This is a genomic window from Marilutibacter chinensis (genome assembly GCF_021725675.1).
GTDB lineage: Bacteria > Pseudomonadota > Gammaproteobacteria > Xanthomonadales > Xanthomonadaceae > Marilutibacter > Marilutibacter chinensis.
This window is the reverse complement of sequence record NZ_JAKJPO010000009.1, coordinates 131,484-146,201: the sequence shown is the minus strand read 5'-3', so window position 1 is coordinate 146,201 and position 14,718 is coordinate 131,484. Positions and strand designations below refer to the sequence as shown.

Annotated in this window: 10 protein-coding genes; 9 read left to right on the top strand and 1 reads right to left on the bottom strand. The window is 69.4% G+C overall.

What is annotated here, in order from left to right:
* Window positions 1–13 precede the first annotated feature (13 nt).
* From L3V18_RS14140 to L3V18_RS14105, 8 genes are all read left to right on the top strand, one after another.
* On the top strand, window positions 14–2,758 hold the full coding sequence (locus L3V18_RS14140) for a TonB-dependent receptor (protein WP_237055903.1): 2,745 nt from the start codon (window positions 14–16) through the stop codon (window positions 2,756–2,758).
* Between the two features lie 285 nt (window positions 2,759–3,043).
* On the top strand, window positions 3,044–5,449 hold the full coding sequence (locus tag L3V18_RS14135; protein WP_237055901.1) for a family 20 glycosylhydrolase: 2,406 nt from the start codon (window positions 3,044–3,046) through the stop codon (window positions 5,447–5,449).
* A gap of 114 nt (window positions 5,450–5,563) precedes the next feature.
* Window positions 5,564–6,193 (top strand): tetratricopeptide repeat protein, encoded by a 630-nt coding sequence (locus L3V18_RS14130; RefSeq protein ID WP_237055899.1) that lies wholly within the window; start codon window positions 5,564–5,566, stop codon window positions 6,191–6,193.
* Between the two features lie 147 nt (window positions 6,194–6,340).
* Complete coding sequence (locus L3V18_RS14125) at window positions 6,341–6,940, top strand: hypothetical protein (protein WP_237055898.1); 600 nt, start codon at window positions 6,341–6,343, stop codon at window positions 6,938–6,940.
* Between the two features lie 256 nt (window positions 6,941–7,196).
* On the top strand, window positions 7,197–8,942 hold the full coding sequence (ggt, locus tag L3V18_RS14120; protein WP_237055897.1) for a gamma-glutamyltransferase: 1,746 nt from the start codon (window positions 7,197–7,199) through the stop codon (window positions 8,940–8,942).
* A 34-nt stretch (window positions 8,943–8,976) separates the two neighbouring features.
* On the top strand, window positions 8,977–9,693 hold the full coding sequence (locus L3V18_RS14115; protein ID WP_237055896.1) for a 2OG-Fe(II) oxygenase: 717 nt from the start codon (window positions 8,977–8,979) through the stop codon (window positions 9,691–9,693).
* On the top strand, window positions 9,690–11,339 hold the full coding sequence (locus L3V18_RS14110; protein ID WP_237055895.1) for a putative 2OG-Fe(II) oxygenase: 1,650 nt from the start codon (window positions 9,690–9,692) through the stop codon (window positions 11,337–11,339). The genes L3V18_RS14115 and L3V18_RS14110 overlap by 4 nt, the downstream gene beginning before the upstream one ends.
* A 76-nt stretch (window positions 11,340–11,415) precedes the next feature.
* A complete protein-coding gene (locus tag L3V18_RS14105) occupies window positions 11,416–12,144 on the top strand; it encodes an SEL1-like repeat protein (protein WP_237055894.1) in 729 nt (242 codons plus the stop codon).
* Between the two features lie 4 nt (window positions 12,145–12,148).
* Here L3V18_RS14105 and L3V18_RS14100 read toward each other — a convergent pair whose 3' ends face one another.
* The gene (locus L3V18_RS14100) at window positions 12,149–13,630 is read right to left on the bottom strand and encodes an AAA family ATPase (protein ID WP_237055893.1); all 1,482 of its coding nucleotides are present in this window, start codon (window positions 13,628–13,630) and stop codon (window positions 12,149–12,151) included.
* Window positions 13,631–13,776: 146 nt separating this feature from the next.
* On the opposite strand from L3V18_RS14100, the gene L3V18_RS14095 reads away from it, so the two are divergent.
* Window positions 13,777–14,694 carry an AEC family transporter gene (locus tag L3V18_RS14095; protein ID WP_237055892.1) on the top strand — a complete coding sequence of 306 codons (918 nt, stop codon included), beginning with the start codon at window positions 13,777–13,779 and terminating at the stop codon, window positions 14,692–14,694.
* The last annotated feature ends 24 nt before the right edge of the window (window positions 14,695–14,718 follow it).

Sequence of the window (14,718 nt, the reverse complement as noted above, 5' to 3'; positions counted from 1 at the left end):
GGGAGAGAGAGCAATGGCCAATACACTTCGCAAGACCGAGCTTCGCAGAACCCTGTTGGCGGCGGGCATCCTCGCCGCGCTGACCATCACCGGCACCGCGGCCGCCCAGGACGCCGCCCCCGCCGCTCCGCCCGCCGACGAGGCGACCGACCTGGACGCGATCGTGGTGGTCGGCATCCGCGGCAGCCTGGAGAAGTCGCTCGACACCAAGCGCGAAGCCGCGACCCACGTCGAGGCGGTGAGCGCCGAGGACATCGGCAAGCTGCCGGCCAAGAACGTCGCCGACGCCCTGCAGCAGTTGCCGGGCGTGAACATCAGCTCGTCCAGCGCGACCGAGGGCGGCTTCGACGAGGCCGACCGGGTCAGCCTGCGCGGCACCAACCCGAGCCTGACCCAGACCCTGGTGAACGGCCACGCCGTCGGCACCGGCGACTGGTTCGTGCTCAGCCAGGTCGCCAACGTCGGCCGCAGCGTCAGCTACTCGCTGTTCCCGGCCGAGATCGTCGACCAGGTGGTCGTGCACAAGTCCTCCGAGGCCAAGCTGGTCGAAGGCGGCACCGCCGGCTCGGTCAACATCATCACCCGCAAGCCGCTGCAGTACAGCGATCCGCTGACGATCAGCGGATCGGTGGGCGCGGTGCATTCCGACCTCGCCGGCGAGACCGACCCGCAGGTCAGCGCGCTGCTGAACTGGAAGAACGACGCCGACAACCTCGGCGTGCTGGTCCAGGCCTTCTACCAGAAGCGCCACCTGCGCCGCGACGGCCAGGAAGTGGTCGGCGGCTATGGGCAGATCGCTTACGACGCGCCGGTGACGCAGACCAATCCCGACCTCGCCGGCGTGCTCTATCCGAACCTGCTCGGCGCGGTGCTGTTCGAGCAGGAGCGCGAGCGCAAGGGCGGCGTGATCGACGTGCAGTTCCGGCCGACCGACAACCTCGAACTGGGGTTGAGCGGCTTCTACTCCAAGCTGGAAGCCGACAACTACAACCGCAACTTCATGATGTGGACCAGCCAGTTCGCCAATACACGGGCACCCGAGCCGGGCTACACGATCGAAAACGGCGTGCTGACCCACGCGGTGTACCCGGCGGTCAATGACCCCGACAACGTCGTTCCGTACGGCGTCTACGACATGATCTCGCGTCCGGGCGCCAGTTCGGAATCCAAGTACCTGACCCTCGACGCCGACTGGAAGGCGACCGACAATCTGGAATTCAGCTTCCAGGCCGGCACCACCAAGGGCAACGGCCGCAGCCCGGTCCAGGACGTGCTCGAGACCGGCCTGGCCCCGAACGGCGGTGCCAGCTGGTCGATGCACGGCATCGACAACGCGATCGACTGGAACCTCGGCGGCAACAACACCGCGGCGACCCATCGTCCGGATTTCGGATGGATCTTCGGCGGCCAGGGCATCGACGTGCTCGACAAGGAGGACTGGTTCGCGGTCGACGGCTCGCTGTTCCGCACCGAAGGCGTCCTCGCCTCGCTGGACTTCGGCGTCCGCTACGCCGAGCACGAGCGCAGCAACGATTACGAGATCGCCCAGGGCCCGAACTGGGCCACCGACTGGACCAACATCGCCAACTATCCGACCGGCGGCGGCTTCTATCCCGGCGACTTCGGCGATGCGCTGGGCGGCAGCTTCCCGGGCGGCATCTGGTACTACACCCCCGAGCAGCTGGCGCGGATCAACGAGGAGTTCGCCAACCGCAACTATCCGGAACGCTTCTACTTCTCCGACGTCTACGGGGTGAAGGAGAAGAACGCGGCCGCCTACGTCCAGGCCAACTTCGACGGCGACGGCTGGAGCGGCAACGTCGGCCTGCGCTACGTCAGGACCGACAGCGACATCAGCTACACCCAGGCGCTGCCGATCAACTCCGGCGTACCGGGCGCGATCACCGGCTCGGCGTTCGGCGACTACCTGCCGGTCAGCGAGAACAACGACTACAGCAAGCTGCTGCCCAGCGCCAACGTCAAGTTCGACCTGCGCGACGACCTGATCCTGCGCTTCGCCGCATCGCGGACGATGACCCGTCCGGACTTCTCGGCGCTGGCCGGATCGCTGTCGCTGGACGATCTGACCCACACCGGCAGCGGCGGCAACCCCAAGCTCGATCCACTGCTGTCGACCAACCTCGACGGCTCGATCGAGTGGTACTTCGCGCCGCGCGCGCTGTTGGCGTTCAGCGTGTTCCACATGGACCTGAAGGACTACATCACCTTCGGCAACCAGACCATCCAGTACAAGGACCAGCAGGCCAGCCAGGATGCCGGCACCGACGTCTACTCGGACTACCTGGTCTCGATCCCGGTCAACACCGACGGTACCCTGAAGGGCTACGAGATCACCTACCAGCAGCCGATCGGCGAATGGTTCGGCGTGTCCGCCAACTACACCTTCGCTGACGGCGAAACCGACGACGGCAAGCCGCTCAATGGCGCTTCGCGCAACACCTACAACCTGTCGGCGTACTTCGAGAACGACAGGTTCAGCGCGCGGGTGGCCTACACCTTCCGCGAAGCGTTCTATGCCGGCGTGAGCCGCACCGATGCGTTCTACCAGGACGATTTCGGCACGCTCTCGGCCTCGGTGGGCTGGAAGATCAACGACGCGATGTCGTTGACGCTCGACGGCCTGAACCTCAACGACCCGACCTATTCGTACTACACCGAGAGTGCGGTCGGCGTGCTCCCGTACGCGATGTACGCCAACGGCCGCCAGTACTACCTGAACTTCAGGTTCAACTACTGATCCACGACGGCTGACGGCGCGCGGGCAACCGCGCGACCGCCAGATGCTTGACCCCCGGCGGGCCCGGATGGCGCGGGCCCGCCGTTTTTCAGGCAACTGTGCGGGGGCGCCTGTCTGGTATGCGGCGGAAGCGTGAGGCGGAGCGGGATCCCGCTCCCCGCGAGCGCGACCGCCCTGGCACGCCGCGTTTCCGGATGGACGGCGGCGGCCTCTGCGGGGAGGCTGCGCCGGCCGCGGATCCAGCCGAAGATGCCGACACGCAACCCCAACGACGGAACCGAAGCGATGACCCTGTCGAGAACCCATTCCCGATACCGCTGGCTGCTGGCCGGCATCATGCTGGCGCTGCTGGCCGGTTGCGGCGAGCGCGCAGCAGGCGGGGCGGGCGCGGCAGGAACGGCGGCAAGCGAGGCACCGGTTGCGGATGGCGCGCTGATCCCGAAGCCGGCGCGGCTGCAGCCGGCGCCTGGCGTGTTCCGCTTCACGGCAGCGACACCGGTGCTCGCTGCAGACGCCGCCGCCGAAGCGGTCGCGCGGCAGTTCGCCGGTTTCCTGCAGACCAGCGGCCTGCCGGTGCCGGAGATCGGTGTCGGCGAACCGGTCGACGGTGCGATCCACTTCCGGCTCGATCCGGCATTCGACGCCGCCTCGCCGGAGGCCTATACGCTGGAGGCCGGCCCCGATGGCGTGGAAGTGATCGCCGGCGACAGCGCCGGCCTGTTCTACGGCGCGGTCACCCTGTGGCAGCTGGCCACCGCGAATGCCGGTGACGGCGACGGCCCTGACGGCATCGCGATCGCGGCGATGCGGATCGACGACGCGCCGCGCTTCGGCTGGCGCGGCTTCATGCTCGATTCGGCGCGGCATTTCCAGAGCGTGGAGGAGATCAGGAAACTGCTCGACGCGATGGCGCTGCACAAGCTCAACACCTTCCACTGGCACCTGACCGACGACCAGGGCTGGCGGATCGAGATCAAGCGCTACCCGAAGCTGACCGAGGTCGGCGCCTGCCGCATCCCGGCCGGCGACGGCGGCATCGATCCAGCCACCGGAGCGCCGCGGCCGTACTGCGGCTTCTACACCCAGGATCAGATCCGCGAGGTCGTCGCCTACGCCGCCGAGCGCCACATCACCGTGGTGCCGGAGCTGGACATCCCCGGCCACGCGACCGCGGCGATCGCCGCCTATCCCGAGCTGGGCACGACCGACCGCGCGCTGAAGCCGGTCGGCGAGTGGGGCGTGTTCGAGAACCTGTTCAACACCGAGGAAGCGACGATGGTCTTCCTCGAAAACGTGCTGACCGAGATGATCGCGCTGTTTCCCGGTGAGTACGTGCACATCGGCGGCGACGAGGCGGTCAAGGACCAGTGGCAGGCGTCGGCGCGGGTGCAGGCGCGCATGCGCGAGCTCGGGGCGAAGGACGAGATGGCGATGCAGGGGCTGATGGTCGAGCGGCTGGAGAAGTTCCTCGCCGGCCACGGCAAGCGCCTGATCGGCTGGGACGAGATCCTCGAGGCGGAGCTGCCGGCGAGCGCGACGGTGATGTCGTGGCGCGGCATCGAAGGCGGCATCGAGGCCGCGCGCAAGGGTCACGACGTGGTGATGTCGCCGTCCTCGGACCTGTACCTGGACTACCTGCAGACCGGTTCGCCGGACGAGCCGCCGGGACGTCCGGCGACGATCACCGTCGACGAGGTGTATGCGTTCGAGCCGGTGCCGGATGCGCTGGAGGCCGGGCAGCGTCGCCATATCCTCGGCCTGCAGGCGAACATGTGGACCGAGCACACCCGCTTCGACGCGCGCCTGGAGCACAACCTGTTTCCGCGCCTGGCCGCGGTCGCCGAGACCGGCTGGACCCCGGCCGCGGACAAGGACTGGGATGACTTCCGCCGCCGCCTGCCGGTGCAGCTGCAGCGGTACCGGCGGCTCGACATCGGCTACGCGAAGACGCCGTTCCAGGTGCAGGCCGTCGCCGACGACGACCGCGCCGCGGGTACCGCGACGATCGAGCTGGACAATCCGCTGGGCTACGAGATCCGCTACACCACCGATGGCAGCGCGCCGGACGCGGCTTCGCCGTTGTACCGGGCGCCCTTGCAGCAGCCGCTGCCGGTGGAGGTGAAGGCGGCCGCGTTCTTCGACGGCCGGCCGCTGGCGGAACCGCAGGCGTTCGCATTCGATGCCGCCTCGCTGCTGACCCGTAGCGACGAGCAGCTGGCGACCTGCCCGGATGTCGGCCGGCTTCTGCTGCGGCTCGAGGACGACGGCCCGGCGGACGGCGAACGTGCGATCTTCAACGTCACCATCTTCTACCCGTGCTGGCAGTGGAACGACGCCGACCTGGATGGCATCGGCGCGCTGAAAGTGCGACTGGGGCGGATTCCCTATTACTTCCAGCTCGCCCACGACGAACCGCACCGCCGCTTCGAGCCGGCGCGCAGCGCCCACGGAGAACTGCTGGTGCACGGCGGCGGTTGCGACGGCATGCCGCTGGCGACGGTGCCGATGCCGGCCGCACCCGATGCCGACGGCTTCGTCGAAATCGACGCGCCACTCGCGCAGGCCGGCGGCCGCCAGGACCTGTGCATCCGGGTCAGCGGCGATACCCGTCCGACGATGTGGGTGGTCGACCGGGTCAGCCTGGTGCCGGCCGCGGCGGCGCCGGTGGAGGCGGACGCCGCCGCGCGCTGAGACCCGGTCCCGGGTGGGATGTGGCGGTCGTCACGATCCGGGCGGGACTTGGGTTACCATTGCTGCGTTGCACCAGCATTGCGCTGCATCACGTTGCATCAGGGGGACATGCGGATGACGCCACGAATCTTGCTGCTCGCGGCCCTGCTCGCCGTGTCGGGCACCGGCCTCGCGCAGACCATGCCGCCGCCGGCCGAGTTCTATTTCGACAGCGACAGCCATGCGACCAAACCGGTGGTCGCGATCAACGAAACCGGCGAGCCTGCGATGCAGAAGCTGCTGGTGATCATCGAGCGCGACCCGCGCGCCCATGCCGAAGCCGCCCAGCTCGCGCACATGGCGATGCAGGCGGGCCGGGTCGAGATCGGCCGCAGCCTGTACCAGCGCGCGCTCAACGGCCTGAGCGAGAGCAACATCCTGTGGCGTCCGGTGATCTGGAACTACGGCTGGGACCTGTACCGCGCCGGCGACGCCCAGGGCGCGCTGACCCAGTGGCATGCGCTGCTGACCGCGCGCGGGCTCACCGCGACCTGGATGCCGCAGACCCTGGCGCTGGCGTTGTGGTCGGTCGACCGCAAGGACGAGGCGGTGAAGTGGTACGCCGCGGCGGTGCGCAGCGAGCCGGACCAGTGGCGCACCAGCGCACGCTACGCCGAGCTGCTGCCGGACTGGAAAGAGTCCGAGCGCGCGACCCTCGCCGAGGTACAGGCCGCCTGGGCCGAGAACCCGCCAACGTGGCCATGAACGCCGGCGATACCTGAATCCGCTTCCGAGACGCCGCCGCGAGGCGGCTCTGTCGTGTTTGCAACTCCAGCAGCGTGGAGGCTCGTTTGTTCCCGCGAAGGGGGGCGTGTTACACGGGTCTCGGTCCTTTTCAGGGAGCTGGATGACATGTTCAGGATGATTTGCGCTACCGGACTGCTGGCAGCTTTCCTTTTCTCCTTGCCCGCGGGCTTTGCCGGAACATCGGAGCCGGGAAAAAGGGCCAATTACTACAAGCTCAAGGTCACCCTTACCGAAGCAGGCCGTTCGATCGACATGCCGGTACTCATCGTGCAGGAGGGCAAGCGCGCAACGATGAGTTACCGGCCCCAGGATGAGGAGCTGACTGGCGCCGGTTACAGACTGACGGCGATGGCGGTGGAAGCTCCTTTCAGGGATCGGCCCGGGATTCTCATCGAGGCCGGGTTGCACCGGCTGTCCGGCGGCGAGTGGGTATTGAAGGACGAGCCTGTGTTGCAGATGGAACTGGGTCGTCCGGCCAGCATGTCTCTGTCGCACGTACCGGGCGAACCTCCTGAAATCGCCTTCGAATTTCTGGCAGAAGCGATCGATCCCGACGATCTGTCCGCGGAATGCGCGGCGTTGCGGAGCACGAACGCGAGCGTGCAGCCGGAAATGGCATTGTCGCCGGAAGCGGGCGATGCCCCGCTGTCCAGGTTCGATGGACAGTGTTGTTCGATTGGATGTCCCAATGGCGGGGGCCCTTGACGTGCTGTAATGCGTGCTGCGGCAGCCCGCAATGTGGAGCGGCATGCTGCGCGCCCTGATTCCCTGATCGAGCCGGTCACCGAGGTGGTCTGCGCGGGGCAGGATCCGGACGGACATCGACATAGATTCACGGCGGATAGGGCCGCAAGCGCCACCGCGCGAATTGCCATGGGTTGCCGAAGGCGTCAGCGATGCCAAGCATGGGCAGGCATCGCGGTAGGATGAGCTTCGTGTCCCTGCCACTTGCGTGCCGCCCATGCGACGCCCGACCGCCTTGTCCCGCCTTGTCCTGACCGTTCTCGCGCTGGCGCTGCCGTTCACCGCGCCGTTCGAGGCCGCCGCCGCCGACCGGATCACCGGCGAGCCCTTCGCCACCCGCAGCGAGGTCTATGCTCCGCACGCGATGGCGGCCACCTCGCATCCGCTGGCGACCCAGATCGCACTGGACGTGATGAAGGACGGCGGCAGCGCGGTCGATGCCGCGATCGCCGCCAACGCCGCGCTCGGACTGATGGAGCCGACCGGCAACGGCATCGGCGGCGACCTGTTCGCGATCGTCTGGGACCCGAAGACCGGGAAGCTCCATGGCTACAACGGCTCCGGACGCTCGCCGAAGTCGTTGACGCTGGACGAGTTCCGTCGCCGCGGACTGGCCGCGGTGCCGCCGCACGGGCCGCTGCCGGTCAGCGTGCCGGGCACGGTCGACGGCTGGTTCGCGCTGCACGGGCGCTTCGGACGCCGCCCGATGGCCGAGAACCTGGCGCCGGCGATCCGCTATGCGCGCGAAGGCCATCCGGTCCACCAGACCATCGCCTACTACTGGGACCGCAGCGTGCCGGTGCTGTCGAAATGGCCCGGCTTCGCCGAGCAGTTCACCGTCGATGACGGCAGGGGCGGGCGCCGCGCACCGCGTACCGGCGAGATGTGGCGCAACCCGAACCTGGCCGACACCCTGCAGCAGATCGCCGACGGTGGCCGCGATGCGTTCTACAAGGGCGGGATCGCGCGCACGATCGATGCCTACTTCAAGGCCAGCGACGGCTTCCTGTCCTACGAGGACCTCGCCTCGCACGAAGGCGAATGGGTCGAGCCGGTGTCCACCAACTACCGCGGCTACGACGTCTGGGAGCTGCCGCCGAACGGGCAGGGCATCGCCGCGCTGCAGATCCTCAACATCCTCGAGGGCTACGATCTGAAGGGCTACGGTTTCGGCAGTCCCGAGCACGTGCATCTGTTCACCGAGGCCAAGAAGCTCGCCTTCGCCGACCGCGCCGCCTCCTATGCCGATCCGGACCACTACAGGACGCCGGTCGAGCGGCTGGTCTCGAAGGCCTACGCGGCCGAGCGCCGCAGGCTGATCTCGATGGATCGGGCGATGAAGGCGGCCGAACCGGGGGTGATCCCGCAGCTCAACGAGGGCGACACCATCTACCTGACCGTCGCCGATCCCGACGGCATGATGGTGTCGCTGATCCAGTCCAACTACCGCGGCATGGGCAGCGGCATGGCACCGCCAGGACTGGGTTTCATCCTTCAGGACCGCGGTGAGCAGTTCGTCCTCAAGGAAGGGCATCCGAACAGCTACGCGCCGGGCAAGCGCCCGTTCCACACCATCATCCCGGCCTTCGTGACGAAGGACGGCAAGCCGTGGCTGTCGTTCGGCGTGATGGGCGGGGCGATGCAGCCGCAGGGCCACGCGCAGATCCTGATCAACATGATCGACTTCGGCATGAACCTGCAGGAGGCCGGCGATGCGCCGCGCATCCAGCACGACGGTTCCACCGAGCCGGCCGGACAGAACATCGCGATGGCCGATGGCGGCGAGCTCGACCTGGAAACCGGCTTCCCGTACGCGACGGTGCGCGAACTGATGCGCCGCGGTCACAGTGTGCGTTTCGCGCACGGTCCCTACGGTGGCTATCAGGCGATCATGGTCAATCCCGAGGGCGGCTATGTCGGCGCCAGCGAGTCGCGCAAGGACGGCCAGGCGGCCGGCTACTGAATCTGCTGCCGGCACCGACGCCCGGCCTCGCCGCATGATCAACGAAGCCCTCGACATTCCCCGCTGGCGCGACGCGCTGCACCGCGAAGGCCGCGTCCAGGTCGCCGACTTCCTGCAGGCGGACGCGGCGGCGCGGTTGCGGCAGTGCCTGGCCGAAGAGGTGCCGTGGACGCTGGCGCTGCGCGATGCGGCGGCCGCGCGCACGATCGATGCAGCCACCTACGCGGCGATGGACGACGGTGACCGCCTGCACCTCTACGTCGAGGCTGCAGTCTCGGCGCACGGGCTGCAGGGCGACGCCGCGTTCCGCTTCGCCTACGACAGCTACATGATGGTCCCGGCCTACCGCGAGGGACGCGATCCCGGACTGCTGCTGCACCGCGTGCTGGAGCTGTTCAACTCGCCGCCATACATCGCCTTCGCCCGTGCGCTGAGCGGCGACGCGCGGATCCGCCGGGTCAACGCCCAGGCGACCCGCTACCGTCCCGGCCAGTTCCTGCGCTACCACACCGACGTCGACAGCAGCGAGGGCCGGCTGTACGCCTACGTGCTGAACCTGAGCGCGCACTGGCAGGCCGACTGGGGCGGGCTGCTGCAGTTCATCGACGACGGCGGCCGCGTCACCGACACCTTCCTGCCGCGCTACAACAGCCTGTCGTTGTTCGCTGTGCCGGCCGGCCATGCGGTCAGCCTGGTCGCGCCGTGGGCCGGAGAGGACCGTCTCGCGATCACCGGCTGGTGGCTGTCGTGAGCGGCGCGCGGGGATCGGCGGCATCGCCGCCGGCGGAGGTCGTGGCCCGGTTGCGCGAAGCTTGGGCGGCATTGCAGCGCCGCCAGCCGACGGCGGCCCGCGAAGCCGCATTGGCCGCGACCCGGCTGGCTCCGGACGCATTCGATGCATGGCGGCTGCTGGCCGTCGCCGAGCAGGGGCTGGGCCGGTCCGACGCCTGCATCCTGGCGCTGCAGCACGCGCTGGCGCTGCGACCGGACGATGCCGGGACCGCGCTCGACCTGGGTACCGCGCTGCTGCAGAGCGGCGACGCGCGCGCCGCGCGGACGCTGTTGCAGCAGGCGATGCGGACGCTGCCCGGCGATGCACGCGCCGCGTTCCGCTACGGCACCGCCTGCTATGCGCTGGGCGAGATGGAACAGGCGGCGCAGGGCTTCGCCGCCGCGACCGTACGCGCGCCCGACTGGGCCGAGGCCTGGAACAACCTTGCCGCCGCGCTCGGCCAGCGCCAGGACTACCCGGCCGCGATCGCCGCCGCACGCAACGCGGTGCGCCTGCAGCCGCAGGCCGCGCCGACCCACCATGCGCTGGCGGCGCTGCAGTCCAACCTGTTCGATACCGCCTCGCTGCGCGAGGGCCTGGCATCGGTGCAGCGCGCGCTCGCACTCGCGCGGGACTTCGCCGATGCGCACCGGATCGCCGCGATCCTGCACCGCAAGCTCGGCGATCCGCAGCGCGCCGAGCGGCATGCACGCGAAGCGTTGCGGCTGGCGCCGCAGGATCCGGCGGCGGTCGACACGCTCGGCGAGCAGTTGCTGATCAACGGCAGACCCGCCGAGGCGGCGTCGACGTACGAGAGCGCGCTGACACGCGGTGTCGACACGCCGGTGCTGCGTCGCCAGCATGGCATCGCGCTGCTGCAGGACGGCCGCACCGGTGCGGCCTTGGAGGCGCTCGACCGTGCCTTGCGCCAGGCGACCGACGACCAGCGCGCGATCGCCCATCTCGGTGTCGCCACCGCGCTCGAGCACGGTGCCGCCCGCGCCGATGCCCTGCTGGGCCTGCACCGGCACGTGCATCGCATCGCGTTGCCGGCGCCGGATGGCTTCGCCGACGCCGAAGCCTTCCATCGCGCGCTGGCCGACGACATCCGCCACCACAGCCGGCAGCGCTGGGAGCCGGCCGGGCTCGCCGCCCGCAATGCCTATCTCAGCGGCGATCTGCTGGCCGACCGCACCGCCGCGATCGCCGGCTTCGAGCAGCGGTTGCGCGCCGCGATCGACGCCTTCATCGCCGGCTGCCGACGGGATCCCGACGATCCGTTCCTGCGCAATGTCCCGCGCGACTACGTGCTGCATGTCTGGGCCACGCAGGCGGCGGAAAGCGGCTACATCGACACCCACATCCACGAGGAATCCTGGCTGTCGGGTGCCTATTACGTGACCGTGCCGGATGCGATCGGGCCCGAAGATCCCACCCATGCCGGCTGGATCGAGTTCGGACGCCCGTATGCCGGATTGCCTGCGGTCGAGGCCGCGGCACTGCGGCTGGAATGCCCGCGAGCCGGCGACCTGCTGCTGTTCCCGTCCTACCTGTTCCACCGCACCCTGCCGTACCGCGGCGACGGCGAGCGGATCAGCGTCTCGTTCGACCTGGCCGCGGCCTGAGCACGGCTGGCCGGACGCTTTGACCCGGTGGCGGCGCCGGTGTAAACCGGAACCGTCGGCCGTCGCGGAGACTTCCATGCGCCAGTCCCTGATCCCGGGTTCCCTGATCCTTCTGCTGGCGATGCTCCCGTCGCCACCGGCCGGCGCCGCCCAGCCCGCGGACGATGCGGAGGCGGCGATCGTCCCGCAGTTGCGGACGCTGAGCTTCATCGAGCTCGAACGGGCCGAAGGCCTGGCCGCCGCGCACCTGAACGAGCTGTGGCGGGTGCGTGCGCTGCGTGCGTTGAAGCTCGACGATCCCGGCCGCGCGCTCGACCGGTTCCGCATGGCCGCGCGCCATGCCGACAAGTTCTCGCAGCATTCGCTGAGCCTGATGCACTGGCACGGCGTCGGCACCGCGCGCGACCGTGCGCTCGCCTACGTCTGGAGCGACCTGGCCGCCGAGCGCGGCTACCGCGACCTGCTGCTGGTGCGCGAGAAGATGTGGCAGCAGATGAGTGCCGAAGAGCGCCGACGCGCGCTGGAGATCGGTCCCGAGCTGTATGCCGTCTATGGCGACGAGGTCGCGCAGCCAAGGATGGAATGGGCGTTGCGGCAGGCGCGGGCGGACGTCACCGGCAGCCGGCTCGGAGCGACGCTGGACCGGGTCAAGTTCGGGCGCAGTCGCGGCGACGTGGCGCCGCGCGACTTCTTCGCCAGCGAGCGCTGGCAGCCGGAACGTTACTGGCAGGCCGAGGGTCGCCAGTGGGACGGCAGGGTCATCGTGCTGCCGGTCGAGAAGGTCGAAGACGAGGACGGCGACTGAGGCGCTAGTCCGTCGGCACCGTCCGCCCGGCGGCCCAGGCGCGGAGCGCCTCGACCTGCTCGGCCATCAGCACCGACAGCGGTCGGGTCTGCTTGAGTTCGGCACGCAGTGCGAAATCGTTCAGCGGTACCTTGGCGGCATGGGCGGCGTACATCGCCGACACGATCGCCTGTTCGATCTCCGCCCCCGAGAAGCCATCGCTGGCGGCGACCAGTCCGGCCAGATCGAAGTCTTCCGCGCGCAGCGCGCGCTTGCCCAGATGCAACGCGAACAGCCGTTCGCGGGTGGCGGCGTCGGGCAGGTCGACGAAGAACACCTCGTCGAAACGGCCCTTGCGCAGCAGCTCCGGCGGCAGGGCATCGATCTGGTTCGCCGTCGCGACCAGGAACACCCGCGAGCGGCGTTCGGCCATCCACGTCAGCAGGTGCCCGAGCACGCGTCGCGACACGCCGCCGTCGTTGTCGTCGCCCGACAACGCCTTCTCGATCTCGTCGATCCACAGCACGCACGGCGCCAGCTGCTCGGCCGCGGCCAGTGCCTCGCGCAGGTTGCGCTCGGTCTCGCCGTGATACTTGTTGTACAGGGTGCCGAAGTCCAACCGCACCAACGGCACGCCGAAGCCGGTGGCGACCGCCTTGGCGATCATCGACTTGCCGCAGCCCTGCACGCCGAGCAGCAGCAGGCCCTTGGGGATGTCGAGCCCGGGTGGAGCGGTGCCGGTGACGAAAACATCGCGGCGCTGGCCGATCCAGCGCTTGATCCGGCGGGCTCCGGCGACCTCGTCCAGGCGCGCGCTGTCGTATTCGTAATGCAGGTGGCCGCTCTGGTTGAGCAGTTCGAACTTCAGGCGCGCCAGCTCCGGCAGGTCGTCGGCGCCGAGCGCGCCGTCGCGGAAGATCAGGTGGCGGGCGATCCGACGCGCATCGATGGGATCCAGGCCGTTGAGATTGCGCACGATCTGCTGGACCGCTTCGCCATCGACCTCGACCCGCCTGCCGCCGTGCTCGCGCGCGTAGTCCTCTGCCTGCTGACGGACCAGCTTGAGCAGCGCGTTGGCGTCGGGCAGCCGTGGCCGGTAGCGCACCGCGCGCGACTCCAGCTCGTCCGGCAGCTCGACCTTGTGCCCGACCATCACCAGCACGTGCGGCTGGCTGCCGCGGCGGTCGATGAGCTCGCGCAGCTGGCGCAGGGTCATCGCCGCGCCGAGGAACGGATGGATGTCGAACAGGAGATAGACGCCGCGCTGGCCGGCGTCGCGGATCGTGCCAAGCGTGCTCGACACGTCGGGCGGGCATTCGGCCGGGTCCTCGCGGTCGAGATCGATCCGACGCAGGCCCTCGGTGATCGACCAGCGGAACATCGCCCGCCAGACCTGCATCAGCGCCTGCCGGAACAGCTCGGTCACGCGCGCCTCGTCGCGGGTCTCGATCACGATCAGGGGGGTGTTCGCGCGGATCAGCGCGACCAGGTCTTGCAACTCGCTCATTCTTCGTACGGGACTCCCGTGTCCAGGCCGCATGATAGCCGGCAGCGGGCCCGGACCCCCATGCCGGGCCACCGCGGACCTTCGTCTACTTGAGCGCGGCCGGTGCGGCGCCGAGGATGGGTGTCTTCTCCCGCCGATGCGAATCGATGGCCTTCGACGCCTTTGCCCTGGTGCTGGCGATGCTGGCGCTGGGCTATCTGTTCCAGCGCCTGCGGGTGCTGCCGGCCGACGCTCCGCAGGTGCTGAACCTGGTGGTGCTGTACGTCTGCCTGCCGGCAGCGGTGCTGCGCTACGCGCCGCGCCTCAGCCTGGAGCCGGCGCTGCTGGGGGTGATCGCCGTGCCGTGGCTGCTGCTGGCCGCGACCGTGCTGCTGGTCGGCCTGTGCGCGCGCTGGCTGCGCTTCCGTCGCGACGAGCACGCGGTACTGCTGCTGACCGTGGCGCTGGGCAACACCAGCTACCTGGGATATCCGCTGGTGCGCGCGCTGGTTGGCGAGCATGGGCTGCCGTACGCCGTGGTCTACGACCAGTTCGGCGCCTTCATGATCCTGTCGACGTTCGGCCTGTGGGTGCTGGCGCGCTACGGCGGCGAGCATGCGCCGGACCTACGCACGATCCTGATGCGGATCCTGCGCTTCCCGCCGCTGTGGGCGCTGCTGGCCGGCTTCACGGTGATGCCCGCCGAGCCGCCGCACTGGATCGCCGGCGGCCTGCAGCGCCTGTCCGACGCGCTGCTGCCGCTGGCGATGCTGACCATCGGCCTGTCGGTGCGGCTGACCCTGCCGCGCGATGAACTCAAGCCGCTCGCCTCCGGCCTGCTGCTGAAGCTGGCGGTGATGCCCGCGCTCGCACTGGCGCTGGTGCCGCTGCTTGGCCTGCACGGCGCGATGGCGCAGGCGACCGTGCTGGAATCGGCGATGCCGTCGATGGTCACCGCCGGCGCGCTGGCGATCGCCCAGGGCCTGGCCCCACGCCTGGCCGCGGCAATGGTCGGCTACGGGGTGCTGCTGTCGATGGCGACGCTGCCGCTGTGGGCGGTGCTGGTGCGGGCCCTGGTGGGCTGAGGGGGCCCCGTGACTTGCTAGTCT

Coding starts and splice junctions, on each gene's coding strand:
- L3V18_RS14140 (WP_237055903.1), top strand. CDS start 14: ATGGCCAATACACTTCGCAAGACCGAGCTTCGCAGAACCCTGTTGGCG.
- L3V18_RS14135 (WP_237055901.1), top strand. CDS start 3,044: ATGACCCTGTCGAGAACCCATTCCCGATACCGCTGGCTGCTGGCCGGC.
- L3V18_RS14130 (WP_237055899.1), top strand. CDS start 5,564: ATGACGCCACGAATCTTGCTGCTCGCGGCCCTGCTCGCCGTGTCGGGC.
- L3V18_RS14125 (WP_237055898.1), top strand. CDS start 6,341: ATGTTCAGGATGATTTGCGCTACCGGACTGCTGGCAGCTTTCCTTTTC.
- ggt (WP_237055897.1), top strand. CDS start 7,197: ATGCGACGCCCGACCGCCTTGTCCCGCCTTGTCCTGACCGTTCTCGCG.
- L3V18_RS14115 (WP_237055896.1), top strand. CDS start 8,977: ATGATCAACGAAGCCCTCGACATTCCCCGCTGGCGCGACGCGCTGCAC.
- L3V18_RS14105 (WP_237055894.1), top strand. CDS start 11,416: ATGCGCCAGTCCCTGATCCCGGGTTCCCTGATCCTTCTGCTGGCGATG.
- L3V18_RS14100 (WP_237055893.1), bottom strand. CDS start 13,630: ATGAGCGAGTTGCAAGACCTGGTCGCGCTGATCCGCGCGAACACCCCC.
- L3V18_RS14095 (WP_237055892.1), top strand. CDS start 13,777: ATGGCCTTCGACGCCTTTGCCCTGGTGCTGGCGATGCTGGCGCTGGGC.